A 23,790-nucleotide genomic window follows, 5' to 3' on the forward strand; every position below is an offset into this window, starting at 1 on the left:
TGTCCCGGCTCTCGCCATCCCAGTCGTCGCCTTAGCTTCGGCAGGGAGCCCCGCAAGGGCAATCGGCTGAGAGTTTTCGTGATACTGGCGCCTACGGTGCCTGGCATGGAGGCCTTCCCCACACCTGTCGCCCTGGTGCACGAGTGGTTCACCCCCCGGTCCGTGGGTGGGTCCGAGCAGGTGGTGGCGGAACTCGATCGGCTCTTGCTGGAGAGGGGAGCCCCGCCCGAGCTCTTCGCCCTCGTGGACGGGGAAAGCGACCGGCCCGGCAGCTGGCTGTCAGGGCGCCACGTCCAGACCAGCTTCATTCAGCGGCTGCCCTGGGGGGTGAGCCACGTCCAGCAATACCTGCCACTGCTGCCCCTGGCCATCGAGCAACTCGACCTGTCAGGCCATCCCCTGGTGATCAGCAGCAGCCATCTGGTGGCCAAAGGGGTGATCACCGGCCCGGATCAGCTGCACGTCAGCTATGTGCACACCCCGGCCCGCTACGCCTGGGACCAGATGCACCCCTACCTGGCCCGTTCCGCCCTGGCCCGCGGTCCCCTGGGTCCCCTGGTGCGGCTGCAGCTGCACCAGTTGCGTCAATGGGACGTGGTCAGCAGCGCCCGGGTGGATGCCCTGGTGGCCAATTCGCGCTTCACCGCCCGCCGGATCCGCTCCTTCTGGCGCCGGAGTGCCCACGTGATCCATCCCCCCGTGGCTGTGGAGCGGTTCCGTTGGGATCAGCCCCGGGACGATGTTTATGTGAGCCTCTGCCGGTTGGTGCCCAACAAGCGGGTGGATGTGGTGGTGGAAGCCTTCAACCGCACCGGGCTGCCCCTGGTGGTGCTCGGCGATGGCCCCGAGCGGCGGCGGCTGGAGGCGATGGCGGGGCCCCAGGTCCGCTTCCTCGGTCGCCTGTCGGATCAGGAGACCGCCGGTTGGTTGGAGCGGGCCCGGGCCTTTGTATACGCCGGGATGGAGGACTTCGGCATCGCCCCGGTGGAGGCCATGGCCGCCGGTGCCCCGGTGATCGCCTTGGGTCAGGGCGGGGTGCTCGACAGTGTGCGCTGCCTCAGGCAGGGGGAGCCAGGCCCCACCGGCCTGCTGTTCCCGGAGCAGAGCGCCAGCAGCCTGGCGGCGGCCCTGGAGCAGTTTGAGGCGGGCCGGCTGTGGCGATCGCTGCCGGCGGAGGGGCAGCGGCTCTGGGCCGAGGGCTTTGCCCCGGAAGTCTTCCGGCAACGCATGCATACGCTGCTGGAGAAGCTGTGGCAGCAGCACCTCCGCCGCCTTTGCCGTCCTGTGCCTCTGATCTGAGTGGCCCTCCACCCTGGAGTTCTGGTCGGGCTGATCCTTAACTTCATCTATCGAAGCAGTCCCCCATGCTCTCTTCCATCGGGACCCCCTACGCCTCTCGCCAACTCGTGACGGCACCGGCGCAGGTGTTCTCCGCAGAAGAGTTGATTGCCTTCCAGTCCAAGCGGGATCGCTTCGTCAAGCGTGGCGGCGACGTGCTGTTTTCGCTCACGGTGCTCACCCTCGGGGCACCGGTGCTGCTCGCCCTGGCCCTGCTGGTGAAGGTCACCTCCAGGGGTCCGGTGTTCTACGTGCAGCAGCGGGTGGGCCGGGATTACCGCAGTTTCGGTTGCATCAAGTTCCGCACCATGCGCCGGGATGCCGATCGCTTGCTCTCCAAGCTGCTGGCCGAATCACCCGATCTCGACGAAGAATTCCGCAACGATTTCAAGCTCAAGAACGATCCCCGCATCACCCGTCTCGGCAAGTTCCTGCGTCGCTCCAGCCTCGACGAGTTGCCCCAGTTCCTCAACGTTCTTCGTGGCGAAATGAGTGTGGTGGGTCCCCGTCCCATCGTCAAAAGCGAGCTGGTCCGCTATGGCGACCGCATGGATGAAGTGCTTGCCGTACGCCCCGGCCTGACGGGTCTGTGGCAGGTGTCCGGCCGCAACAACCTCAGCTACCCCGAACGGGTCCGGCTGGATGTGCGCTACGCCCGTCGCCGCAATCTGTTGATGGACCTGCGCATCATCGTTCGCACGATCAGCGTGATGCTCGATCCCCGCGACCGCGGCGCCTACTGAAACGCCCAGAGGCACGGCAACGCCGCCAGCAGCCAGAGCAGCTCCAGCCGATCCCCCAGTTCCAGAATCCGCTCCACGGCTTCCGCATCGGCTGGTCGCCCTGCGGCCGCCAGGATCGGCTTGATCCGGATTCCATCGGCGTAGGTGTTGGCCCCTCCCAGGCGCACGCCGGCGGCGTGGGCGAAGGCGGCCTCCGACACCCCGGCATTGGGGGAGGGGTCGGAAGCGCCGTCCCGCAGGGCCGCCCGCAGCCATCGCCAGGTCTGCCGGGGTTGCCCTGCCGCCAGGGGCAGGGTCAGGGCCACCAGGCGGGTGGGCACCCAGGTGAGCAGGTCGTCAAGGCGGGCGCCAGCGGTGCCCAGCCAGCGCAGGCGTCCGTGGCGGTAACCGAGCATCGAATCGAGGGTGCTGGCCGCCTTGAAGCTCCAGGCCAGGGCCAGGGGCCCCGGTTGTGGCAAGGAAGGCAGGTACAGCGATGGCAGTGCCGGCCCCAGCTGCAGCAGCACCGCCCCGACCAGCATCCAGAACAGCGGCGCGAACAGACCGTCGACGGCATTTTCGGCGGCGGTTTCAGCGGCGGCCCGCAGGATCTCCGCCTCCGGCAACTGGCTCACCTGGCGGCCCACGATCCGGGCCAGGCGCTCCCGGGCCAAGGGGACATCCGGCAGGGCCTCAAGCACGTCCCGCACCGCCCGGGCCAGGCTGCCGCCCGCCAGGGCACTGGCCAGGCCCATCACCAGCAAGGGGGTGCCCAGCAGGGGGGCGTGCCTGGCGAGGGCCTCGATGCCCCAGCCCGCCAGGCCGCTGCCGGTCACCACCACCAGGGTGAGGAGTGTCCCGCCCAGGCGCAGGCGCCATGGGGCGTCGCCGGCCCAGGCTTCCACGGCCCGGCGCAGCACCGTGATGGTCCAACCCATGGCCTGCACCGGGTGCGGCCACCAGAGCGGGTCCCCCAGCAGCCGATCCAGCCCGCAGGCGAGCAGCACGAGCAGGGCGGGGCTCAACGCCTGGGACGTTGCAACAGTGGCAGCAGGGCGCCGGCCCCCAGGAACGCCAGCAGCTGAATCGGCAGGCTGCCGGCCAGGCCAATCACCTGGGCGATCAGGCCCATCCCCAGACTCCCCAGCAGTCCCCCCAGGGCGGAGGAGCGCTCCAGCCGGTTCCAGTTCCGCTGCAGGTCTCCGGCCGGATCCACCCCGACGGCCAGGCGGGCGTCCGCCAGGGCCGCCAGCAGGCCGAAGGGCACGAACAGCAGCACGGCTCCCCAGCCATCGATGAACTGGGTGGCCACCAGCACGGCGGCCATCAGCAGGTAGGGCAGCCGCGGCGGGAGCCGCAGGCCCCAGGCTTCGGCGCCGGTGCGGCCCAGGCCGTAGGCCGTCAGCACCAGGCCGAAATCAAAGCAGTTACCCGCCGCCTCCTGGCGCACCCACAGGGGCAGCAGCGCGAACAGGCCCCCGAACAGCAGCCCCTGCAGCACGCCGCCGGGCTCCAGCCCGAGGTCTTCCTTGCTCTGTTCGGCGCTGGAGCCTGGCCGGGGGTGGTCGCCGGCCTGAAGCTGAAGCGCGCCGACCAGCGGTGCCAGGGGCAGCAGCAGCACCACGGCGCTTCCGAGCTGCAGCAGGGCCTTGCCCAAAGGAAACAGCAGCGCCGTGAGCAGGTTGCCCACCAGCCGGCCCGCTTCCGCCCCCGCCCGCAGTTCGCCGATCGGCACCGCCCCGAAGCCGTGCAGCTGGCGCTGCAGCGGCTCCTGGGCCAGGCGCAGACCGATCGCCAGCAGGGCGATGCCCAGCAGGGGACCCAGCACCGAGCGGCCCAGCAGGCCGGCCGCCACGGCCAGCAGCAGCAGCAGGCTGAGCAGCTGAACCACGTAGCCGAGCCGGATCCGCTGGGGCAGGGGCAGCAGCAACGGCAGGGTGGCCAGGGCCGGCAACACCCCGTTCACCAGCGGCGAGGGGGTGAGGCCGCTGAGCAGCCAGGCGGTGGCGCCGATGGCCAGGGTGCCGCCGGCCTGACTGCTGCTCCAGGCCAGGGTCAGCAGGCGCCTGTGCATGGGCTGGGGCTCAGGCGGCCTTGAGCCAGCTGAACATCGAGCGCAGGCCCTTGCCCACCTGTTCGATCGGATGGGCGGCATCGCGCTCGCGCGCCTTGGCCATCTCGGGTTTGCCCGCCTCGCACTCGGCCACGAAGTTGCGGGCGAAGGTGCCGTCCTGGATGTCGGCCAGGATGCGCCGCATCTCCGCCTTGGTGTCGGCGGTGATCAGCCGGGGGCCGCTGACGTAGTCGCCGTACTCGGCGGTGTTGGAGATCGAGTCGCGCATGGCGGTGAGGCCGCCTTTGACCATCAGATCGACGATCAGCTTCACCTCGTGCAGGCACTCGAAGTAAGCCAGCTCGGGCTGGTAGCCCGCTTCCACCAGGGTCTCGAAGCCAGCCTTGACCAGCTCGCTCAAGCCGCCGCAGAGGACGGCCTGCTCGCCGAACAGGTCGGTTTCGGTCTCTTCCTTGAAGTTGGTTTCCAGGATGCCGGCGCGGGTGCCGCCGATCCCCTTGGCATAGGCCATCGCCAGGGCGCGGGCGTTGCCGGAGGCGTCCTGCTGGATGGCGAACAGGGCGGGCACACCCTGGCCGTTCTGGAACTCCCAGCGCACGGTGTGACCGGGACCCTTGGGGGCGATCATCACCACGTCCACGTCGGCGGGCGGCTGAATCAGGCCGAAGCGGATGTTGAAACCGTGGGCGAAGCTCAGCACCTTGCCGGCGCTGAGATGGGGCGCGATCTCCTTTTCGTAGACGGCCTTCTGGGCCTCATCGGGCAGCAGCACCATGATCCAGTCGGCCTTGGCGCAGGCGTCGGCGACGCTCAGCACTTCGAGGCCATCGGCCCGGGCTTTGGCGGCCGAGCGGCTGCCGTCGTAAAGGCCCACCACCACGTTGACACCGCTGTCCTTGAGGTTCAGGGCGTGGGCATGGCCCTGGGAGCCGTAGCCGATGATGGCCACCGTCTTGCCGGTCAGCAGGCCGAGATCGGCGTCGGAGTCGTAGAAGAGCTGGGCCATTCCGGTCGGCGGGCAGGGCAAACGCAGACTTTAGGTGTGCGTCCGCACCGTCCTCAGCCGCCCGCCGCTTCCGAGGGGTGGGCGATCACCCGGTCAATCAGGCCGTACTCCTTGGCTTCGGCGGCGCTGAGGAAGTAGTCGCGGTCGGTGTCCTTGGTGACTTTCTCCAGCGGCTGGCCGCACATTCCGGCCAGGGACTGGTTGAGCATGTCCTTGATGCGCAGGATCTCCCGCGCCTCGATCTCGATGTCGCTGGCCTGGCGTTGGCTGGTGCCGCCCAGGGGCTGGTGGATCATGATCCGGCTGTGGGGCAGGGCCAGACGCTTGCCCTTGGTGCCGGCCGCCAGCAGGAAGGCCCCCATGGAGGCCGCCAGCCCGACGCAGATCGTCACCACGTCGGATTTGACGTATTGCATGGTGTCGAAGATCGCCAGGCCGGCGGTCACCGAGCCGCCCGGGGAGTTGATGTACAGGTAGATCGGTTTGGAGCTGTCGTCCGAGTCGAGGTACAGCATCTGGGCCACCAGGCTGTTGGCGATGCCGTCGGTCACTTCCTGACCGAGGAACAGGATCCGCTCGACTCCCAGTCGCGTGTAGATGTCGACCCAGCGCTCGTACTGGCTGCCGGGAAGGCGGTAAGGAACGCTGGGGGTGCCGATGGGCATGTCGGGAAGGCTCTCGTTCGGAGCCGGGGCGAAGAGGTGGTGGAAGGGTCCGGCCGAGGGCCGGATGTTGGCGAGGGTCGGCGAGGGCCCTTCGGAGGGCTCAGCCCAGCTGGTGCGTCACGCCATTGGGGCGGCCGTCGGCAGGTCCTTGCGGCTGGTGAGCACCCGGTCGATCAGGCCGTAGGCCTTGGCGTCCTCAGCCGTCAGGTAGGTCATCCGGTCGGAGTCGCGGGAGAGGTCCTCGACCGTCTTGCCGGTGTTCTCGGAGAGGATTTCGAGCATGCTCTGCTTGTTGTGCAGCACCTCCTTGGCCCGGATCTGAATGTCGCTGGCCTGGCCGCGGGCACCGGAGCGGGGCTGGTGCAGCACGATCGAGGCGTGGGGCAGCGCGGCCCGCTGGCCCTTGGTGCCGGCCGAGAGGATCATCGCGGCGGTGCCCATAGCCTGGCCGATGCAGATGGTGTGCACCGGAGGCTTCACGTAGCGGAGGGTGTCGCAGATGGCGAAGGCCTCGGTCTCGAAACCGATGGCCTCGCCGGAGTACCAACTCGTTCCGGTGGAATTGATATAGAAAAAGATCGGCTTTTCCGGATTGTCAAATTCCAGGTAAAGCAGCTGGGCGATGATCAACTCGGTGACATCAATGCCCATCTGACGCTTGGCGTCGTCGTCGGAGAAGAGGGGCAGGCCCAGATAGACGATCCGCTCCTTGAGCAACAGGGACGGCAGATCCGGCGGCGGCGTGCGCATCACTGCGGAATCGCCGTAGTAGGGGGCCGACACCGTCATCCGCGCTCACCAGCACTCTTGAGGCAGGAGCCTAGCCGGGGCCAGGAGGCTGGTGCTCCTGCACAGCGACGGGTTTCCCACCCTGCTTGTCGAGGCCCCGGCCGTTGCCCCGCTCCCCGGGACGGTCCTGGTTGCGGTCGCAGCGGGCGAACACCATGCGGCCGGTGGGCGTCTGCAGTGCACCGGTGACGGTGACGGGCAGACGCTCGCCGATGCGGCGGCGGGCATCCTCCACCACCACCATCGTGCCGTCCTCCAGGTAGCCGACGCCCTGGTCGGCCTCCTTGCCTTCGCGCACGATCTTGAGCTGGAGCCCATCGCCGGGCTGCACTTCAGGCCGCAGGGCGATCACCAGCTCGCTGAGGTTGAGCACCTTCAGCTCCTGCACCTGGGCCACCTGGGCCAGGTTGAAGTCGGCGGTGAGCAGGGTCCCGCCGGTGTCGGCGGTGAGCTTGAGCAGTTTGTCGTCGGCGCCGTTGCCGCTGTAGCGGGTGCTGTTGACCACCAGTCGGCGGCCGTAGTCCTCGCGCAGCTCGGTGAGCAGCTTCAGGCCCCGCCGTCCCTTGGCGCGCTTTTCGCTGTTGGAGGAGTCAGCCAGGGCCTGAAGTTCATCGATCACGGCCTGGGCGACGATCACCTGGCCCTCCAGCAGTCCGGAAGCCAGCAGGCCACGGATGCGGCCGTCGATGATCACGCTGGTGTCGAGGATCTTGGCGCTGGCGGGCAGCAGCACGCCATCGGCCACCAGCAGGGCCTCGGTGCTGGCCGGGTTGAACAGCCGCAGCAGGGTGCGGCCGTGGACCTCCGCCAGGTTGTACCCCAGCACCCCGAAGAAGACGTTGCTGAGCACCGCCGCCAGGGGCTTCACCAGCACCACCTCCCAGGGCAGGGGCAGCAGCAGGATCGGCGCCAGCAGCAGGTTGGCCACCAGCAGGCCGAGAATCAATCCCACCGCCCGGCTGATCAGCAGATCGGTGGGCATGCTGCGCACCTGGGCCATCAGGCGCCGGCGCAGTTGCTGGAAGAAGATGCCCGCGATCAGCCCGAAGAAGGCGCCGAAGCCCCCCATCACGGTGCGCAACCCCTCCTGGTTGGTGACCTGGAGCAGCAGCTGCTCCGGCAGCAGGTCGACCCCGAGCCAGCCGGTGGCTGCCCCTGAGATCAGGAACAGCAGCAAGATGAGGGTGTCCACCATGCTTCGAAGTCCCGACGCCTTGGCCGCCCAGCTGGTCTGGAAAGCAGCTTGGCCGATCTTCCGCCGTTTGGGTCCCAGGGATTACCGCCCGTGATGGATCCCCGATCCGCCTACGTCCACATCCCCTTCTGCCACCGGCGCTGTTTCTACTGCGATTTCCCGGTGGTGCCCCTCGGGGACAAGGCCGACGGGGCCAGCTCCGGCTCCGTCGCCGCCTACCTGGAGCTGCTGCACCGGGACATCGCCGCCTCCCCCGGCGGCCCGCCGCTGGCGACGGTGTACCTGGGTGGTGGCACCCCGTCGATGCTCAGCAGTGCCCAGGTGGCGGCGATCCTGGAGGCCCTTGAGCGCCGCTTCGGCCTGGCCCCGGGGGCGGAGCTGAGTCTGGAGCTGGATCCGGCCAGCTTCGATCAGGCCCGCCTGGCGGGCTACCTGGCCGCCGGCATCAACCGCGTCAGCCTGGGGGGCCAGAGCTTCGACGATGGGGTGCTGGCGGACCTGGGCCGTCGCCACCGCGGCGCTGACCTGCGCGAGGCGGCCGGCTGGCTGGGCCTGGCCCAGCGGCGGGGCGACCTGGCCAGCTGGAGCCTGGATCTGATCCAGGGGCTGCCGAGTCAGAACGTCGCCCACTGGGACGACCAGCTCAGCGCGGCCCTGGCGCTGGAGCCTCCCCATCTGTCGGTGTACGACCTGAGCATCGAGCCCGGCACGGTCTTCGAGCGGCGCCTGGCGCTGGGGGAGCTGGCCCTGCCGCCGGAGGATCTGGCCGCCGACCTGATGGACCTGACCTGGAGCCGGCTGACGGCCGCCGGCTACGGCCACTACGAGGTGTCGAACTACGCCCTGCCCGGTCACGCCTCGCGCCACAACCGCGTCTACTGGAGCGGTGCCGGCTGGTGGGGATTCGGCATGGGCGCCACCGGGGCGCCCCGCGGTCGCCGGCGGGCCCACCCCCGCACCCGCGCCGGCTACGCGGAAGCGCTGGCGGCGCGCGCGGAGGAGCCGGCTGATGCCGAGGGGATGCCCTTCGATGAGCGGCTGATGGTGGGCCTGCGCTGCCGGGAGGGGGTGAACCTCGAGCGACTGGCCCGCCAGGAGAATCTGAAGGCGTCCCAGCTGGAGGGGCTGCGGCAGCGGCTGGCGACTTACGAGCAGCGGGGCCTGCTGCGCATCGAGGGCCCTCGCTGGCGCCTGGCGGATCCGGAGGGGCTGGCGCTCAGCAATGGGGTGCTGCGGGAGCTGCTGGCCTGGTGGCAGGAGCAGGAGCCGCTGCCGGCCCCTGCTCCCTGACCCAGCGGCCGAGCACCTCCACCGCCAGGGCCCGGCCCTGCATCAGGGGGGGGCTGAAGGGGGGCTGGCGGCTGGTGAGCCCCAGCAGATCGGCCGTGACCCGCACCTGGCCGTCACAGCCGTCACCGGCGCCGATGCCGATCACCGGAATCACCAGGGCGGCGCTCAGCGCGCTGGCCAGCTCCGCCGGAACGTGCTCGATCACCAGGGCGAAACAGCCGGCCTCCTGCAGGGCCAGGGCCCGCCGCCGCAGCCGCTCCTGGCTGACCGGATCGCCGGCCTGGCGCCGGTAGCCCAGCTGGTGCACCGACTGGGGGGTCAGCCCGAGGTGGCCCATCACCGGAATGCCGCTGCGCACCATGCGATCGATCACGGCGAGGGTCTCGGGTTCGGCCCCCTCCAGCTTCACCGCCACCGCCGGCGTTTCCTTCAGCACCCGGCCTGCCGCTGCCACCGCCGCATCGGCGCCGCACTGGTAGCTGAGGAAAGGGAGGTCGCAGATCAGCAGCGGCGGATGCTGCGGTGCTGCGGCCGCCAATCCCCGGCCAGCGGCGCGGCAGTGGTGCAGCATCTCCTCGAGGGTGACCGGCAAGGTGGTGGCGTGGCCCAGCACCACCATCGCCAGGGAGTCGCCCACCAGGACCGCATCCACCCCGGCGCTGGCCACGACGGCGGCGGAGAGGGCGTCCCAGGCGGTCAGCATGGTGATCGGCAGACCTCCCTGCTTGCGCCGTGTCAGATCAGCGGGTCGCAGCGGCACGGCACGGTGGGCGGAGGGGGCATTGCTAGCATCATCCCGACTCGGACCCACGCGGCTCTGACGCCCAAATCTGGTCAGGACCGGAAGGGAGCAGCCACACGGGATGCTCAGGGCAGGCGTGGATTCCGGGTCACCCTCTTCAAGCTGGGTCTCAGTCGACCCGGTTCTGGCGATTGATCAGGAACGGCGGAATCATGGCGCCGCGCTCCTCGGGTGTGTGGGTGAGGTTGTCGGCGAAGCTCGCGGCGGTGGTGCGCTCCGGCCGGTAGTGGCCACCACTCTGGAAACCCGTGGCGATCACCGTCACATGGATCTCGCCTTCCAGGGATTCATCCACGACGGCGCCGACGATGATGTTGGCATCGGGGTCGACCACGTCGTAGATGACCTCGGAGGCGGTGGTCATGTCCTCCAGGGTCATGTCCTTGCCGCCGCTGATGTTGATGACGCAGCCGTTGGCGCCGTCGATGCGGGCCGACTCCAGCAGGGGGCTGCTCATGGCGGCCTGGGCGGCCTCGATGGCCCGTGAGCGCCCGGAGCCCACGCCGATGCCCAGCAGGGCGGTGCCGGCATCGGCCATCACCGAGCGGATGTCGGCGAAGTCGACGTTCACCAGACCCGGCCTGGTGATGATGTCGGTGATCCCCTTCACGCCCATGCGGAGCACGTCGTCGGCGGCCCGGAAAGCCTCCTGGAGCGGCGCGCCGGCGATGGCATCCCGCAGGCGGTCGTTGGGAATGATGATCAGCGTGTCGACGTGTTCGGCCAGGCGGGCGATGCCCTCCTCGGCCTGACGCAGCCGTTTGCGGCCCTCGAAGCCGAACGGTTTGGTGACGATGCCCACGGTGAGGGCACCACATTCCTTGGCCACCTCCGCCACGATCGGCGCGGCGCCGGTGCCGGTGCCGCCGCCCATGCCAGCGGCGATGAAGACGAGATCGGCGCCCTCGAGCGACTGCTGCAGATCGGCCCTGGACTCCTCCGCCGCTTTCTGGCCGATCACCGGGTTGCCGCCGGCCCCCAGGCCACGGGTGAGTTTCTGACCCAGCTGGATGCGCTGGCCCGCCGCCGACTGCAGCAGGGCCTGGGCGTCGGTGTTGAGCACCCGGTAGCCCACCCCGGTGAGGTCGGTGGCGATCATCCTGTTGACCGCGTTGCTGCCGCCTCCCCCCACGCCGATCACCTCGATCCGGGCCGACTGGCTCGGGACGATCCCGTTGCTGCTGGGCGAGATCTGGCTCATCGCGTGGGGCTCCTGCGGGGACGAAAGATCGACGTGGTATGGGCGGTCCTGATCGCGCGACATCGCGGGAGGGGGAGTGTGGCCGTTGATCTGCGGCTGCATTATGTCGGTGGCCAGCTCAGCCAGAGTTGCCGATAGATCACATTGGACCGAATCTCAGCAGGGCGCAACGGCCTGTGAGGATTGTCTGGCTGGGTGGCGGCGGCTGAGATCCCTCACTGGGTGCGCCCTGGTGCGGCGGGACTGGGCTGGGGCGGACGGGGCGACGCGGCGGATCCGCCTCGGGTGCCCACGCTCAGCTCGGGCTGTTCGGGATCGCTCAGATCGATCAGCTGAGGTGGGGCACCTTTCATGCTGGCCGGCAGGGTGCGGCTGAGGTGGGCCACCACCTCCAGCCGGCGGGGCAGACGGGCATCCGGCGGACCCAGCCGCACCTGGCCCAGCTGCGTGGTGCTGAGCCACAGGCTGCCGTCCGGTTCGAAGCGGATTTCGCGCAGGCCGGGACCCAGCACCTCCCGTTCCTTCAGCACCCTGGCCAGCACGGCCCGGTGGCGGGCGTTCCAGCCGACGACCAGCAGGGAAAGGTCGCCCTGGCTGCGCACCCCCATGTGCTGACGGATGCTGATCCAGTTGCCCAGGCCATCAACGAAGCCCATCTCCGGTCCGCGGTCGGTGCGGCGCTCGGCCCGGGCCACCGCCTCCCGGTCCTTGAGTTCCACCCGAAGCCGCGGCGGCAGCATCAGCCGGCTCACCTTCACCTGCTCCACGGGCAGGGCCCCCATCAGGTTGCTGGCCACCTGGCGGGGCTGCAGCGCCATCAGCGGCTGGGGAAAGCGCAGGCCGGCCGCCGCGATCACCTGGTCGCGACTGACCACGGCACTGCCCATCACCTCCACCTGGGCGGGCTCCCGCAGGGTCCAGCCCTGCCGCAGCAGCAGGTAGCCCAGGCCGGCGGAGACGGCGCTGAAGACCAGGATGCGCCAGAGCAGTCGCAGCCGCTCGCTGCGGCGCTGACGGCGCAGTTCCTTGCGGCGCAGCACACCCGGCGGCAGCGGCACGCCTGGCGACGGGGGCGCTCCCTGCGAAGAGGGGGCCTGCTTCACAGCTCGCAGCGGGAGCGGGCCATGAGTTCATCCATCCAGGTGCGGGCCCGGCGGGCGTCGGCGAAGGGCAGTTCCTCCTGCTGGCCTCCTCCCACCAGCCGCAGCCGGCAGGCGCCTTCGCTCTCCTCGGTCAGGGGCGCCTCCCCGGAGCTGAGCGAGAGCAGCTCGACCATTTCCAGACGCTTGACGCTGAAGCAGCCCACCGGCTGGAAGCTGCCGGCCACGAACTTGCTCCAGCTCAGTTCCCCCTCGATGAGCCGGGCGGCCCCGCAGCCATCCAGCTTGGCCAGTTCGGCGCCATTGGCCCAGTCACGGAAGAGCTGCTGCCGTCGCCGCTCGATCCAGCCGAGGGCCACCAGGAGCACGAAGGCCGCCAGCAGGGGCAGCCACAGCAGGCCATGGATCATGCCGCCGTTCCTTCCACGTTCATCCGGTGCTCCGATCTTCCCGCGCCCAGCACCAATTCGTGCACCAGGTCGGGGAGTGGTAATCCACTGGCCTCCCACAGCATGGGGTACATGCTCTGGCTCGTGAAGCCCGGGAGGGTGTTGATCTCGTTCAGCCAGAGGCTGCCTGTGGCCTCGTCGTAGAAGAAATCAACCCGGGCCAGGCCCCCGGCCGCCACCGCCCGGCAGGCGTCGAGCGCCATCGCCCGGGCCCGGGCGCTCACCGCTTCGCTCACCATCGCTGGGATCACGGTGTGGCTGAGCCCCTCGCTGTATTTGGTCTCGTAGTCGTACCAGTCGGCATCGAAGCGGATTTCGCCCAGCACTGAGGCACTCAGCCCGTCCCCCTGGCCATCGGGGCGCTGCAGCACGGCGCATTCCAGTTCCCTGGCCCTCACGCCCTGCTCCACCACCAGGCGCCGGTCGAGGCCGGCGGCCAGCTCCAGGCCCGAGAGCAGGGCAGCCCGGTCGCCGGCCTTGCTGATGCCAACCGAGGAGCCCATGTTGGCCGGCTTGACGAAACAGGGATAGCCCAGCTGGCTCTCCACCCGTTCCAGCAGGTCGTCCCGGGCACCGGGACGGGTGGCGTCCAGCTCGGAGGCCTCGACACAGGCGTAGGGCACCTGGGGCAGGCCGGCGGCGGCGAAGGCGGCCTTCATGGCCTGCTTGTCCATGCCCAGGGACGACCCCAGCACGCCGGAGCCCACGAACGGCACCCCCATCAAGGTGAACAGCCCCTGGACCGTGCCGTCCTCCCCGTTGGGGCCATGCAGCACTGGAAACCACACCTCCATGTCCAAGGCCCCCTCCGGAAAGCCCCGGAACCCCCCCGGCTGCGGCGGGCCGGGCAGCGCGTCGGCTTCAGCGGGCAGACCCCGCTCCAGCACCGCCGTCGCCACAGCCTCCGGCCACCAGCCGCCGCGGCGATCGATGTAGAAGCAGCTGACCCGGTAGCGCTCGGCATTGGCGCCGCTGCGCAGACCCCGCAGCACGGTCTGGGCCGAGCGGATCGAGACGGCGTGTTCGCCGGAGGCTCCCCCGAACACCAGGCCGACGCGGGTGGGGTGGGGGGCCATCGGCACAGGAAAGAGGGCCAAACGTATCAGCGAACCGGTTCCCGGCCCAGGGGCCGGCCGCTGAGGCTGAACGGCCGCACCGTCTCGATCAGCACGTCGACCAGGTCCCCCGGGACATAGGGGCGGCCATCGCCGGGGTCGGCGGCGAAGAAGGTGAGCCGATTGGTGCGGGTGCGGCCCATCAGCTGATCCGGATCCCGGGGGTTGACCCCCTCGGCCAGCACCTGCTCCCGGCGGCCCAGGTAGCGGGCGCTGCGCTCGGCAGCGACCCTCTCCACCAGGGCGTTCACCTCCTGCAGCCGTTCCACCTTCACCGCTTCCGGCAGCTGGTCGGGCCAGTCGGCCGCCGGCGTGCCCGGCCGCGGTGAGTAGGCGGCGGTGTTGACCTGGTCGAAGCCGACCGCCTCGATCAGCTCAAGGGTGCGGCGGTACTGGGCATCGGTTTCGCCGGGGAAGGCCACGATCACGTCGGCGCTGATGGCCGCATCGGGGAGGCGCTGACGGATGCGGTCGATGATCCGCCGGTAACGCTCCACGGTGTAGCCGCGGGCCATGGCCCGCAGCACGGTGTCATCGCCGCTCTGGAACGGGATGTGGAAGTGCTCGCACACCTTGGCCAGGTCGGCGCAGGCGTCGATCAGCCGGTCGGTGAAGTAGCGCGGGTGGCTGGTGGCGAAGCGAATCCTCTCCAGGCCCCGCACGTCATGCACCGCCCGCAGCAGGTCGGTGAGGGTGTGGGCCCGCCGGCCCTCGGCGGTGATGCCGGGCAGGTCACGGCCGTAGGCGTCGATGTTCTGGCCCAGCAGGGTCACTTCCCGGAAGCCCCGTGCCGCCAGCCCCTCCATTTCCAGACGGATGGCCTCGGGCAGGCGGGACTGCTCCCGGCCCCGTACGGCCGGCACCACGCAATAGGTGCAGTGCTCGTTGCAGCCATAGATGACATTCACCCAGGCGCAGACGGCGCTGTCCCGCCGGGCCGTGGTGATGTCCTCGAGAATGTGCTGCTCATCGGTGGCCACCACCTGCTGGCCGGTCTCCACCCGGGTGAGCAGGGCCTCGAGCCGGTTGGCGTGCTGGGGGCCCATGACCAGATCCAGTTCCGGCACCCGGCGCAACAGGGATTCCCCCTCCTGCTGGGCCACACAGCCGGCCACCACCAGGGTGAGGCCGGGGTTGCCCCGTTTGCGCTGGGCCTGACGCCCCAGGTAGCTGTAGACCTTCTGTTCGGCGTTGTCCCGGATCGTGCAGGTGTTGTAGAGCACCAGATCGGCCGTGTGCTCGTCGTCGCCAAGGGTGTAGCCCATGGCTTCGAGGATTCCGGCCATGCGCTCGGAATCGGCCTTGTTCATCTGGCAGCCGAAGGTGGTGATCCAGTAGCTGCCGCGCCGTGCCGAGGGCGCCTGGTCGGCCTGCGGGCCGGAAACGGTGGCTGTCATGGGATCCAGTTTCCGCTATCGCCGCCGACGTGATGGTTGTGGCAGCGTGAACGCCCCGGCCCTTTTCTGGAATGCGCTGCCGTCTGAGCCGCTTTCCCCTCACCAAGGCGGTGCCCCTGGCCATCAGCCGCGGCACCACCGGCGCCGTGGAGCACCTGGTGCTGGAGCTGGAGCACGACGGCTGCACCGGCCTCGGCGAAACCGGTGGCTTCGATACGGGCCACCGGGCCTACAGCAGCGAAGCCCTGGCGGCCGAACTGGAGGCCATCCTGCCGGCCCTGGAAGGGCTCGAGCCGGAACCGTTCCAGGCCTTCGAGTCCCTGCTGCAGGCGTTGTCGCCCCCGGCCCGCTGCGCCGTGGATCTGGCCCTGCACGACTGGTGGGGCCGGCGGTTGGGGCAGCCGCTGTGGCGGCTCTGGGGCCTCGACCAAGCCGCCATCAGCCCCACCAGCGTCACGCTTGGCCTGGGCAGCGAGGCGGCGGTGCTGGAGCGGCTGGAGCGTTGGTGGGGCCAGCTGCCGGCCAGCCGCATCAAGCTGAAGCTGGGCAGCCCGGAGGGGCTCGACCACGACCGGGCGCTGGTGCAGGCGGTGGCCCAGGCGCTGGAGCGGCGCCACCAGAGCCACGGGGTGGCCTGCGAGCTGCAGGTGGATGCCAACGGTGGCTGGAGCCTGGAGCAGGCCCTGCCGATGCTGGGCTGGCTGGACGCCCAGGGCGTGGTGCTGGTGGAGCAGCCCCTGGCCCCCCTGGAGGATCCGGAGGCCGACTGCGCCGCCTTCGCCGCCCTGGAGCTGGATTGCCCCATCGCCCTGGTGGCCGATGAGAGCTGCTGGAACCTGGCCGACCTGGTGCGGCTCGCCCCCTACGTCGATGGGGTGAACATCAAGCTGCTCAAGAGCGGCGGGCTGGCGGAGGCGCTGCTGATGGCGAAAGCTGCCCAACGGCTGGGGCTGGGTGTGATGCTCGGCTGCTATTCCGACAGCGCCCTGCTCAACGGCGCCGCCGCCCAGCTGCTGCCGCTGGTGCGCTGGCCGGATCTCGACAGCCACCTGAATCTGGTCGACGACCCCTTCACCGGGCCCGTCCTGGACGGCGATCGGTTGCGGCCCGCCGTGTCGCCAGGTCTGGGGGTGATCCGTGCTCGGGGCTGACACCCCGATCGTTCTGCTGCAGCACGGGGGCCTGGACAACCTCAGCGGCAAGACGGGCCTGGCGATGCTGCGCTACCGCCAGGGTCCGATCGTCGCGGTGGTGGATCCGGCCCACCCCGGCGCCGATCTGGGGCAGCTCACCGGGATCGACCGGGCCGTGCCTGTGGTGGGATCCCTGGCGGAGGCGCTGCCGTTCGCTCCAGAGGTGGCGGTGGTGGGGCTCGCCCCCTCCGGCGGCCGCCTGCCCGAGGGGATGGGCGCCGATGTGGCGGCCGCCCTGGCGGCGGGCCTGTCGCTGGCCAGTGGTCTGCACAGCCGCCTGGGGGACGATCCAGCCCTGGCGGCCCTGGTGCAGCCGGGCCGATGGATCTGGGATCTGCGCCGGGAGCCCCCGGACCTGAGGGTGGCCTCCGGACGCGCCGCCGGGCTGCCGGGCCGCCGCTTGCTGGCGGTGGGGACGGACATGTCGGTGGGCAAGATGAGCGCCTGCCTGGAGCTGCAGGCCGCCGCCCGGCGCCGCGGTCTGGATGCTCGGTTTGTCGGTACCGGCCAGGCCGGCATCCTGATCAGCGGCGCTGGCGTGGCCCTGGACGCCGTCCGCATTGATTACGCCGCCGGTGCCGTGGAAGGGGCGGTGCTGGCCGCCGCCGTGGGCGCCGGCCCGGACACCCTGGTGCTGGTCGAGGGGCAGGGATCGCTCTGCCACCCGGGCTCCAGCGCCACGCTGCCCCTGATCCGCGGCAGCCAGCCCACTGAGCTGGTGCTGGTGCACCGGGCCGGGCAGCGCATGGTGCAGCGCCTGGACGCCTTCCCCCTTCCCCCCCTGGGCCAGTTGATCGCCGCTGTCGAGGCCCTGGCGGCCCTGGGCCGGCCGGCGGGCTGCGGTCCTCCGCCCCGGGTGGCCGCCATCGCCCTCAACACCGCCCTGCTGGACGGGCCGGCGGCGGCAGAGGCGCTGGAGGTCACGGCGGCGGCAACGGGACTGCCCTGCGTCGATCCGGTGCGCCAGGGCGGCGAGGCCCTGCTGGATCTGTTGCCGGGCCAAAAAAGAGGCCCGACGCCGAAGCGCCGGGCCTGAAGGGCGAGCGAGGGGACTCGAACCCCCGAATGGTGGCGCCACAAGCCACTGCCTTAACCACTTGGCGACGCCCGCCGCGGTCTTTGCCAATGTATCAAGTGAGCCCGCCGGCCCCCGCTTGCCCCCGCCGACCACCGCCACCCGCACCGTTTCCGGCCTCCTGGGCCTGACCGCCGTTTCGGCGGGCCTCATCGGCCTGGCCGTCACCAACCCTGGCCCCGCCGCCTTCGAGGAGTTCGCCGCCGACAAGCTGACCGAGCTGGCCAGCGAGGAGCTGTGCCAGAACGAAGGGCTGCCGCTGCTGGCCCGGATGCTGATCCAGAACTGTCCGGAACTGGTGCGATCCCAGCGCAAGGTGCTGGGCCGTCTGGCGCGCGAGAACTCGCGTCGTTACAACCTCGGCCTGCTGAGCTTCTACGGCACCCGGTTGGGTGGGGAGAAGGTGTTGCCCAACTGGAGCATCCCCCGCTACGACGCCGTCACCCTGGCGGTCGCGGGCCAATTCGTGCTGCTCTCCGCCGGCGAGAGCGCGCCGGGGAGCCCGATGCCGTGAGCGCCGCGCCGCTGCCGGCCGGGCTGCTGCCGCCGATGCGCTTCCCCAGGTCCCTGCTCGATCCCCTGGCCCGGCTGCCGGCCGCCGACGACCAGGGCCTGGTGGCGGTGCAGCTGGAGCAGGCCGACGGCCGGATCCGTGCCATCCACACGCTGGCCGCTGGCTCCGGCGCCTCCCTGCCCCTGGCGCTGACGCCGCTGGTGGAGCCCCATGCCCACCTCGACAAGGCCTTCAGCGGTGAGTCCTTCCCCAATCCCGATGGCACCATGGCCGGGGCCATGGCGGCGAACGGCCGCGAAGCGGCCGAGCGGCGGGCCGATGGGGTGCGGCGGCGGGGTGAGCAGGCCCTGGAGCGGGCCTGGCGTTACGGGTTGCGGGCGATCCGCAGCCACATCGACAGCCTCGGTCCCTGGGCCACCCCCAGCTGGGAGGCGCTGCTGGAGCTGCGCGACCGCTGGCGGGGCCGGGTGGAGCTGCAGCTGGTGGCCCTGGTGCCGGTGGGCCACTGGCGCACGCCGGAGGGAGAGGCCTTCGCCGCCTGGGTGGCTGGCCATGGCGGCCTGCTGGGCGGCGTGCTTGGCGCCCCCTTCCGCTCCACCCCGGCCGATCGGGCGGCGCTGCTGGCCCTGCTGCAGCTGGCAGAGCGCCTCGGCTGCGGGGTGGATCTGCATGTCGATGAGAGCGCTGAGGAGCACGGCCGCGGTGTGGCCCTGGTGAGCGATCTGCTGCGGCGCCACCGCCTGGCCGTGCCGCTCACCTGCAGCCATGCCAGCAGCATGGGCCTGCTGGCCGATGGCCCCTGCCGCCGCCTGGCGGAGGCGATGGCGGCGGCGGCGGTGGGGGTGGTGGCCCTGCCCACCACCAACCTGTGGCTGCTCGGCAAACACCAGCGCCGCACCCCGTCGCTGCGGCCCCAGGCCCCGATCCGCCAGCTCCAGGAGGCTGGCGTGACCGTTGCCGTGGGGGGTGACAACGTGCAGGATCCCTGGTTCCCCGGGGGGGATTTCGATCCGATCGGCCTGCTGCGTTTCAGCCTCGCTGCCAGCCACCTGGTGCCCTGGCGGCGGCTGGGCCTGAGCCCCTTCAGCACCGCCGCGGCCCAGCTGCTGGGCCTCGACTGGGACGGGGTCCTGCGGCAGGGATCCCCGGCCGATCTGCTGGTGCTGGGGGCCTCCTCCTGGGGCGAGCTGCTGGCCCGTCCGCCCCGGCGGCGGGTGCTGCGGGCCGGCCGCTGGCTGGAGCCGCCCCTGTGCGAAGAACCGTCCCCACTGCTGGCCGCCTGCCATGGATGACTTCAGACCGGTTGATCCCGAGCGGATCCGGGCCCTGGTCGATGAACTGGGCGCCAGCCCGCTGGCGTTGACGCCGATCCTTGCCCCCGCCGAGCTGGGCCGGCTTTCGGCCGACTTCCACGACTATTCCCCCGTGCTGGAACCGCTGCTCAAGGGCCGCTGCGCCCAGGTGGCCGTGAAGGTGGAGCGGCTGGAGCAGGTGATGGCGGTGGCCGGCGCCTGCGCCCGCCACCGGGTGCCGCTGACGCTGCGGGGTGCCGGCACCGGCAACTACGGCCAGTGCGTGCCCCTGGCCGGTGGGTTGGTGCTCGACCTCAGCGGCCTCAACCGGCTGCGGTCCGTGGACCCGGTCAGCGGCATCGTGGAGGCGGAGCCCGGCTGCACCCTGGCCCACCTGGACGGGCAGCTGGCGCTCCACGGCCGGGCCCTGCGGCTGGCCCCGAGCACCTACCGCAGCGCCACCCTGGGGGGCTTCTTCGCCGGTGGCTCGGGCGGCCTGGGCTCACTGCGCTGGGGCTTCCTGCGCGATCCCGGCCACCTGCTGGGGCTGGAGGTGGTGACCCTGGAGGCCGAGCCCCGGCTGCTGCGGCTCGACGCCGCCGCCAGCGCGCCCCTCAACCACGCCTACGGCACCAACGGCATCATCACCGCCCTGCGGCTGGCCAGCACCGAAGCGGTGGCCTGGCAGCAGCTGGTGGTGGGTTTCAGCCGCTGGGAGGCGGCCCTGGAGGCGTCCCGGGAACTGCCGACCACGGCCCTGCTGCTCAACGCCCTCTGTCTGCTGGAGGCCCCGGTGGCCGACCGGATGCCCTGGCCGGTCGGCTGTCCCGCCGCTGGTCCAGGGGAGCACCGGCTGCTGCTCCATGCGGCCCCCGACACCCTGGAGCTGTTGCCCGGCTGGCTGGCGGCCCGGGGCGGCCAGCTGCGCTGGCAGGGCCCCCGGCCGGAGGCGGGGCGGGCTCGGGGTCTGCCCCTGGGGGAACTCACCTGGAACCACACCACCCTGCACTGGCGGGCCCAGGCCCCCGACTGGACCTACCTGCAGCTGCTGCTGCCCCGGCCGGAGGCCCCCCTGCTGGAGGCCGTGCGCCAGCGCTGGGGGAGCGACGTGCTCTGGCACCTCGAGGCGGTGCGCTACCAGGGGGCGCCGCGGCTGACGGCCCTGCCCCTGGTGCGCTGGCAGGGACCCCAGGCCCTGGCCGACCTCGTCGCCCAGTGTCGTGAGCTGGGGGCGGTGCCGTTCAACCCCCACGTGATCACCGTCGAGGACGGAGGCCTCGGGGTGGTGGACGCCGATCAGGTGGCGGCCAAGGCCGCCTACGACCCGGCCGGACTGATGAACCCTGGAAAACTCAGGGGCTGGGCGGGCTAGGGGTGTGCGCTCCGCGCCTCAGCCGCACTCCAGGCTGAGCCGGGTGTCGGCGCCGGTCACCGGATTGGTGCCGCGGGCGTCGCGGCAGAGGTTCCGCTGGTCCACCCGGTCGAGCAGGGCGTCAGTGAAGTCCGCATCGGTGACGGTGGCGCCGGTGAAGTTGCTGCCGGAGGCGATCGCCCCCCGCAGCACCGCGCCGGTGAGGTCGGTGCCGCTCATGTCCACCTTGTCCATCAGGGCGTCACTGAGATCGGCAGCGCGGAAGTCGGCGCCGGGAAAGGCCGCCTGGGTGAGGATCGCCCCGTGCAGATCGGCCTCCCTGAAAATCGACTGGCGGGCCGTGGCACCGGCGAAGGAACTGCCGGCCAGCTGCTGGCCGCTGAAGTCCTTGCCGCTCTGGTTGGTGAGCGTGTAATCCACCCGGTCCTGGTTGTCGGCCCAGGCGCTGGGGGCGGCCAGCAGCAGGGGGGCCAGGAGCACCAGAGACAGCAGCACTGGCACGATCCCCCTGCGGAGGGTCTGCCCCGGCGGCCTTGGGGAATGGCCGGCGGGCCTGGGGGCATCGGATCCGATGGCCGTCGTCATGGGCCGTTGCTGCCGGGGACCTTCCCAGGCTGGCCCAGCGCCGCGGCTTCGTCAGCCTGGGCGGCATCGAGCAGCGGAAGTACAGCGCCCAGCAGGAACAGGGAGCCGGCCACCAGCGGCAGCGGGCCGGGGGCCAGCAGGCTGTCCAGTCCGGCCTCCAGGCTGCCGGCTTCCTCGAGCTGGTGGGCCAGGTCGGGACAGGCGGCGGCCAGCTCCTGCCGCGACCAGCTGGCATGCTCCGGCACCGCCACCACCACCGCCCGATCACCGGGGCGCAGCAGCAGCTCCAGCATCACTGCCCCCTCCTTGTGGCGCTGGATGCCCAGCAGCCAGCGGCGTGGACGGCCAGCCTCCATCCCACCATCGAGCTGGTCGAGTTCCCGGCGCAGGGCCGCCGCCGCCGGGGGGTTGTGGGCGCCATCGATCAGCAGATTGCGGCCCCGCCAGCGGTGGCTCTCCAGCCGCCCGGGCCAGCGGGCCGCCGCCAGGCCGGCGCGGACCATGCCCTCGTCGAGGGGCCTGCCGGCCAGCGGACCGTCCGGGGCCGTCAGGGCCCGGGCCATGGCCACGGCCACGGCGCCGTTATGGCGCTGCAGTTCCCCCGCCAGGCCCAGCACGGGGCCGCCGTCGGCCACGGCGGGCAGGGGGTCGAGCCAGTGCAGGCTGGCGCCGCAACCCAGCGCTGCGGCCTCCAGCACCCGGCGGGCCTCCGGTGCCTGGGCGGCGCTGAAGGCCCGGCAACCCGGCCCCATCACGGCCGCCTTTTCGGCGGCGATGGCGGCCAGGGTGTCGCCTAGGTGTTCGCGGTGGTCGAGGCCGATGGCCCCGAAGCCGATCACGGGCCGTTGGGGATGGAGGGTGGTGGCATCGAGACGGCCCCCGAGGCCCACCTCCAGCACCGCCAGATCCACCCGCTCGCGGGCAAAGCGGTCGAAGGCCGCGGCGGTGATCAGCTCGAAGGGGGTGAGTCGGTGGCGTCGGGCGAGGGGCTGCCAGCGGGCCAGGTCGGCCCGCAGGGTGGCGGCGGCGATCCAGGCGTCATCGATCTGGATGCGTTCGCACCAGCTCACCAGATGGGGGGAGCGGTAGGTGCCCACGTGGATGCCGGCGGCCCGCAGGATGGCGTGCAGAAACGTGCAGATCGAGCCCTTGCCGTTGGTGCCGGCCACCTGGGCGGCGGCGAAGCCCTGCTCCGGGTGCCCCCCGGCGGCGAGGGCGCCGCCCAGCCGTTCCAGGCCCAGGTCGACGCCGCGGCGGGCGAAGGGTTCGAGCAGGTCGCCCAGGTCGACCGGTGGGGGCAGCGGGGACGGCACGGATGGACGGATCAGGCCAGGCTGTGGAGAGCCTTCTCCAGGCGCTTCACCGCCTTGCGCAGCTGGCGGGGCTTGATCACCAGCGGCGGCACGAAACGAACCACCCCTGGTCCGGCCGGCACCAGCAGCAGGCCTTCCGCCATGGCCGCCTTGACGATCTCCGGGGCCGTGACCCCGCCTTCCCGCAGCACCAGGCCCCGCAGCAGTCCCCAGCCCCGCTCACCGGCCAGGGTGGCGGGGTGGCGGGCCACCAGCTCCTGGAGCAGGGACTGCAGCAAGGCGCCGTTGGCGCTCACCTTGGCCAGCAGGCCGCGGCGTTCGATCTCCTCGATGACCGTGAGGCCGGCCCGGCAGGCGAAGGGGTTGCCGCCGAAGGTGCTGGCGTGGTCGCCGGGGCGGAAGTGGTCCACCGCGGCCTTCACCGCCAGGGCGCCGATGGGGATGCCACCGCCCAGGCCCTTGGCCATGGTCAGGGCATCCGGCTCCACCCCCAGCTGTTCGTAGCCCCACCAGCGGCCGCTGCGGCCGACGCCGATCTGCACCTCGTCAAAGATCAGCAGGATCTGGTGGGCGTCGCAGAGCTCGCGCACCCGCTGGAAGAAGGCGGGATCACCGGGGTTCACCCCCCCCTCCCCCTGGAGAGGTTCGAGCAGCACCGCGGCCACGCGGGGACCCTGGGCTTCACAGGCGGCCAGCAGCGTTTCGAAGCCGGCCGTGTCGTTGTAGGGGAAGTAGCGGAAGCCCGACACCATCGGCTCGAAGCCCTGGTGGTACTTGGGCTGGCCCGTGGCGGTCACCGCCGCCAGGGTGCGGCCGTGGAAGCTGGCCTGGGCGGTGAGGATCAGGGGTTCGGCGATGCCGCGCACCAGATGGCCGTGCTTGCGGGCCAGCTTGATGGCCGCCTCATTGGCTTCGGCGCCGGAATTGCAGAAGAAGACCCGGTCGGTGCAGCTGCGGGCCGTGATCGCCGCGGCCAGGGCCTCCTGTTCCGGGATCCGGTACAGGTTGGAGACGTGCTGGAGGCGGCCCAACTGGTGACAGAGACGCCGCCGCAGCACCGGGTCGCTGTGACCGAGGGTGCAGACGGCGATGCCGGCCACCATGTCGAGGTAGCGCCGGTTCTGCTGATCCCACAACCAGACCCCTCGGCCCCGCTTGAGCTCCAGGGGGTAACGGGCGTAGGTGTCCATCACCGGTTGGATGGGAGCGGTGGGACTCGAACCCACATGCCCGAAGGCGCTCGATTTTGAGTCGAGTCCGTCTACCAATTCCGGCACGCTCCCGAAGGGACGACTCTAGGCCG

23 protein-coding genes, 2 tRNA genes and 1 other RNA gene are annotated in these 23,790 nt (G+C 71.1%); 9 read left to right on the forward strand and 17 right to left on the reverse strand.

Translation table 11 applies throughout. The annotated features are described in order from the left end of the window. Window positions 1–105: 105 nt before the first annotated feature. On the forward strand, window positions 106–1,299 hold the full coding sequence (locus tag KUG43_RS02085) for a glycosyltransferase (RefSeq protein WP_216905574.1): 1,194 nt from the start codon (window positions 106–108) through the stop codon (window positions 1,297–1,299). Window positions 1,300–1,364: 65 nt separating this feature from the next. Then, window positions 1,365–2,081, forward strand: coding sequence for an undecaprenyl-phosphate galactose phosphotransferase family protein (locus tag KUG43_RS02090; RefSeq protein WP_216905576.1), 717 nt, complete (start codon window positions 1,365–1,367; stop codon window positions 2,079–2,081). Here the strand turns inward: KUG43_RS02090 and cbiB are convergent. From cbiB to KUG43_RS02120, 6 genes are all read right to left on the reverse strand, one after another. Beyond that, window positions 2,075–3,085: an adenosylcobinamide-phosphate synthase CbiB gene (gene cbiB, locus KUG43_RS02095; protein ID WP_286194318.1), complete on the reverse strand. Its 1,011-nt coding sequence runs from the start codon at window positions 3,083–3,085 to the stop codon at window positions 2,075–2,077. The genes KUG43_RS02090 and cbiB overlap by 7 nt on opposite strands. Continuing rightward, the gene (locus KUG43_RS02100) at window positions 3,082–4,134 is read right to left on the reverse strand and encodes a hypothetical protein (protein WP_216905578.1); all 1,053 of its coding nucleotides are present in this window, start codon (window positions 4,132–4,134) and stop codon (window positions 3,082–3,084) included. The genes cbiB and KUG43_RS02100 overlap by 4 nt, the downstream gene beginning before the upstream one ends. Before the next feature lie 10 nt (window positions 4,135–4,144). Beyond that, window positions 4,145–5,140: a ketol-acid reductoisomerase gene (gene ilvC, locus KUG43_RS02105; RefSeq protein ID WP_216905580.1), complete on the reverse strand. Its 996-nt coding sequence runs from the start codon at window positions 5,138–5,140 to the stop codon at window positions 4,145–4,147. Window positions 5,141–5,193: 53 nt separating this feature from the next. Next, the gene (locus KUG43_RS02110) at window positions 5,194–5,805 is read right to left on the reverse strand and encodes an ATP-dependent Clp protease proteolytic subunit (protein WP_216905582.1); all 612 of its coding nucleotides are present in this window, start codon (window positions 5,803–5,805) and stop codon (window positions 5,194–5,196) included. A gap of 117 nt (window positions 5,806–5,922) precedes the next feature. Beyond that, a complete protein-coding gene (locus KUG43_RS02115) occupies window positions 5,923–6,594 on the reverse strand; it encodes an ATP-dependent Clp protease proteolytic subunit (protein ID WP_216905584.1) in 672 nt (223 codons plus the stop codon). A gap of 31 nt (window positions 6,595–6,625) precedes the next feature. Beyond that, entirely contained in the window at window positions 6,626–7,789 is a 1,164-nt protein-coding gene (locus KUG43_RS02120) for a PIN/TRAM domain-containing protein (protein WP_216905586.1), read from the reverse strand. Between the two features lie 93 nt (window positions 7,790–7,882). Here KUG43_RS02120 and hemW point away from each other — a divergent pair, with 93 nt between their 5' ends. Further along, window positions 7,883–9,079, forward strand: a complete 1,197-nt coding sequence (gene hemW / locus KUG43_RS02125) for a radical SAM family heme chaperone HemW (protein WP_216905588.1) — start codon at window positions 7,883–7,885, stop codon at window positions 9,077–9,079. Here the strand turns inward: hemW and panB are convergent. Next, the gene (gene panB, locus KUG43_RS02130) at window positions 9,006–9,833 is read right to left on the reverse strand and encodes a 3-methyl-2-oxobutanoate hydroxymethyltransferase (protein WP_216905897.1); all 828 of its coding nucleotides are present in this window, start codon (window positions 9,831–9,833) and stop codon (window positions 9,006–9,008) included. The genes hemW and panB overlap by 74 nt on opposite strands. A gap of 44 nt (window positions 9,834–9,877) precedes the next feature. On the opposite strand from panB, the gene ffs reads away from it, so the two are divergent. Continuing rightward, window positions 9,878–9,974: signal recognition particle sRNA small type (ffs, locus tag KUG43_RS02135), an RNA gene on the forward strand. A 16-nt stretch (window positions 9,975–9,990) separates the two neighbouring features. Here ffs and ftsZ read toward each other — a convergent pair. The 5 genes from ftsZ to miaB all read right to left on the reverse strand — a co-directional run bounded on the left by ftsZ (window position 9,991) and on the right by miaB (window position 15,143). Continuing rightward, window positions 9,991–11,082 (reverse strand): cell division protein FtsZ, encoded by a 1,092-nt coding sequence (ftsZ, locus tag KUG43_RS02140; RefSeq protein WP_216905590.1) that lies wholly within the window; start codon window positions 11,080–11,082, stop codon window positions 9,991–9,993. A gap of 215 nt (window positions 11,083–11,297) precedes the next feature. Next, complete coding sequence (locus KUG43_RS02145; protein ID WP_353617905.1) at window positions 11,298–12,140, reverse strand: cell division protein FtsQ/DivIB; 843 nt, start codon at window positions 12,138–12,140, stop codon at window positions 11,298–11,300. A gap of 41 nt (window positions 12,141–12,181) precedes the next feature. Next, entirely contained in the window at window positions 12,182–12,592 is a 411-nt protein-coding gene (locus KUG43_RS02150) for a hypothetical protein (RefSeq protein ID WP_216905594.1), read from the reverse strand. Further along, the gene (locus tag KUG43_RS02155; RefSeq protein ID WP_216905899.1) at window positions 12,589–13,707 is read right to left on the reverse strand and encodes a D-alanine--D-alanine ligase family protein; all 1,119 of its coding nucleotides are present in this window, start codon (window positions 13,705–13,707) and stop codon (window positions 12,589–12,591) included. Before KUG43_RS02155 ends, KUG43_RS02150 begins: the two co-directional genes overlap by 4 nt. A gap of 26 nt (window positions 13,708–13,733) precedes the next feature. Then, window positions 13,734–15,143, reverse strand: a complete 1,410-nt coding sequence (miaB, locus tag KUG43_RS02160; RefSeq protein ID WP_216905596.1) for a tRNA (N6-isopentenyl adenosine(37)-C2)-methylthiotransferase MiaB — start codon at window positions 15,141–15,143, stop codon at window positions 13,734–13,736. Between the two features lie 71 nt (window positions 15,144–15,214). On the opposite strand from miaB, the gene KUG43_RS02165 reads away from it, so the two are divergent. Both KUG43_RS02165 and KUG43_RS02170 read left to right on the forward strand, forming a co-directional pair. After that, window positions 15,215–16,294, forward strand: a complete 1,080-nt coding sequence (locus tag KUG43_RS02165; protein WP_216905598.1) for a dipeptide epimerase — start codon at window positions 15,215–15,217, stop codon at window positions 16,292–16,294. Continuing rightward, window positions 16,281–17,372, forward strand: a complete 1,092-nt coding sequence (locus tag KUG43_RS02170) for an N-acetyltransferase DgcN family protein (RefSeq protein WP_216905600.1) — start codon at window positions 16,281–16,283, stop codon at window positions 17,370–17,372. Before KUG43_RS02165 ends, KUG43_RS02170 begins: the two co-directional genes overlap by 14 nt. A 2-nt stretch (window positions 17,373–17,374) precedes the next feature. Here KUG43_RS02170 and KUG43_RS02175 read toward each other — a convergent pair. After that, window positions 17,375–17,447 (reverse strand) — tRNA-His (locus tag KUG43_RS02175). Between the two features lie 43 nt (window positions 17,448–17,490). Here KUG43_RS02175 and KUG43_RS02180 point away from each other — a divergent pair. Genes KUG43_RS02180 through KUG43_RS02190 form a run of 3 tightly spaced genes read left to right on the forward strand, consistent with a single transcriptional unit; the run spans window position 17,491 to window position 20,589 of the window. Then, window positions 17,491–17,925: a DUF4359 domain-containing protein gene (locus KUG43_RS02180; RefSeq protein ID WP_216905602.1), complete on the forward strand. Its 435-nt coding sequence runs from the start codon at window positions 17,491–17,493 to the stop codon at window positions 17,923–17,925. 35 nt (window positions 17,926–17,960) lie between these two features. Beyond that, window positions 17,961–19,217: an amidohydrolase family protein gene (locus KUG43_RS02185; protein ID WP_216905901.1), complete on the forward strand. Its 1,257-nt coding sequence runs from the start codon at window positions 17,961–17,963 to the stop codon at window positions 19,215–19,217. After that, entirely contained in the window at window positions 19,210–20,589 is a 1,380-nt protein-coding gene (locus tag KUG43_RS02190; protein ID WP_216905604.1) for an FAD-binding oxidoreductase, read from the forward strand. Before KUG43_RS02185 ends, KUG43_RS02190 begins: the two co-directional genes overlap by 8 nt. 18 nt (window positions 20,590–20,607) lie before the next feature. Here KUG43_RS02190 and KUG43_RS02195 read toward each other — a convergent pair whose 3' ends face one another. The 4 genes from KUG43_RS02195 to KUG43_RS02210 all read right to left on the reverse strand — a co-directional run bounded on the left by KUG43_RS02195 (window position 20,608) and on the right by KUG43_RS02210 (window position 23,770). Continuing rightward, window positions 20,608–21,174: a pentapeptide repeat-containing protein gene (locus KUG43_RS02195; protein ID WP_216905606.1), complete on the reverse strand. Its 567-nt coding sequence runs from the start codon at window positions 21,172–21,174 to the stop codon at window positions 20,608–20,610. Then, on the reverse strand, window positions 21,171–22,487 hold the full coding sequence (locus KUG43_RS02200; protein WP_216905608.1) for a bifunctional folylpolyglutamate synthase/dihydrofolate synthase: 1,317 nt from the start codon (window positions 22,485–22,487) through the stop codon (window positions 21,171–21,173). The genes KUG43_RS02195 and KUG43_RS02200 overlap by 4 nt, the downstream gene beginning before the upstream one ends. Window positions 22,488–22,498: 11 nt before the next feature. Further along, the gene (locus tag KUG43_RS02205; RefSeq protein WP_216905609.1) at window positions 22,499–23,677 is read right to left on the reverse strand and encodes an aspartate aminotransferase family protein; all 1,179 of its coding nucleotides are present in this window, start codon (window positions 23,675–23,677) and stop codon (window positions 22,499–22,501) included. Window positions 23,678–23,688: 11 nt separating this feature from the next. Further along, window positions 23,689–23,770 (reverse strand) — tRNA-Leu (locus KUG43_RS02210). Window positions 23,771–23,790: the final 20 nt, after the last annotated feature.

The organism is Synechococcus sp. CCY 0621 (assembly GCF_019038465.1).
GTDB lineage: Bacteria > Cyanobacteriota > Cyanobacteriia > PCC-6307 > Cyanobiaceae > Cyanobium.

What these genes read in the sequence shown, in the direction of transcription:
- KUG43_RS02085 (WP_216905574.1), top strand. Translation starts at nt 106, where the DNA reads ATGGAGGCCTTCCCCACACCTGTCGCCCTGGTGCACGAGTGGTTCACC.
- KUG43_RS02090 (WP_216905576.1), top strand. Translation starts at nt 1,365, where the DNA reads ATGCTCTCTTCCATCGGGACCCCCTACGCCTCTCGCCAACTCGTGACG.
- KUG43_RS02100 (WP_216905578.1), bottom strand. Translation starts at nt 4,134, where the DNA reads ATGCACAGGCGCCTGCTGACCCTGGCCTGGAGCAGCAGTCAGGCCGGC.
- ilvC (WP_216905580.1), bottom strand. Translation starts at nt 5,140, where the DNA reads ATGGCCCAGCTCTTCTACGACTCCGACGCCGATCTCGGCCTGCTGACC.
- KUG43_RS02110 (WP_216905582.1), bottom strand. Translation starts at nt 5,805, where the DNA reads ATGCCCATCGGCACCCCCAGCGTTCCTTACCGCCTTCCCGGCAGCCAG.
- KUG43_RS02115 (WP_216905584.1), bottom strand. Translation starts at nt 6,594, where the DNA reads ATGACGGTGTCGGCCCCCTACTACGGCGATTCCGCAGTGATGCGCACG.
- KUG43_RS02120 (WP_216905586.1), bottom strand. Translation starts at nt 7,789, where the DNA reads ATGGTGGACACCCTCATCTTGCTGCTGTTCCTGATCTCAGGGGCAGCC.
- hemW (WP_216905588.1), top strand. Translation starts at nt 7,883, where the DNA reads ATGGATCCCCGATCCGCCTACGTCCACATCCCCTTCTGCCACCGGCGC.
- ftsZ (WP_216905590.1), bottom strand. Translation starts at nt 11,082, where the DNA reads ATGAGCCAGATCTCGCCCAGCAGCAACGGGATCGTCCCGAGCCAGTCG.
- KUG43_RS02150 (WP_216905594.1), bottom strand. Translation starts at nt 12,592, where the DNA reads ATGATCCATGGCCTGCTGTGGCTGCCCCTGCTGGCGGCCTTCGTGCTC.
- KUG43_RS02155 (WP_216905899.1), bottom strand. Translation starts at nt 13,707, where the DNA reads ATGGCCCCCCACCCCACCCGCGTCGGCCTGGTGTTCGGGGGAGCCTCC.
- miaB (WP_216905596.1), bottom strand. Translation starts at nt 15,143, where the DNA reads ATGACAGCCACCGTTTCCGGCCCGCAGGCCGACCAGGCGCCCTCGGCA.
- KUG43_RS02165 (WP_216905598.1), top strand. Translation starts at nt 15,215, where the DNA reads ATGCGCTGCCGTCTGAGCCGCTTTCCCCTCACCAAGGCGGTGCCCCTG.
- KUG43_RS02185 (WP_216905901.1), top strand. Translation starts at nt 17,961, where the DNA reads ATGCGCTTCCCCAGGTCCCTGCTCGATCCCCTGGCCCGGCTGCCGGCC.
- KUG43_RS02190 (WP_216905604.1), top strand. Translation starts at nt 19,210, where the DNA reads ATGGATGACTTCAGACCGGTTGATCCCGAGCGGATCCGGGCCCTGGTC.
- KUG43_RS02195 (WP_216905606.1), bottom strand. Translation starts at nt 21,174, where the DNA reads ATGACGACGGCCATCGGATCCGATGCCCCCAGGCCCGCCGGCCATTCC.
- KUG43_RS02205 (WP_216905609.1), bottom strand. Translation starts at nt 23,677, where the DNA reads ATGGACACCTACGCCCGTTACCCCCTGGAGCTCAAGCGGGGCCGAGGG.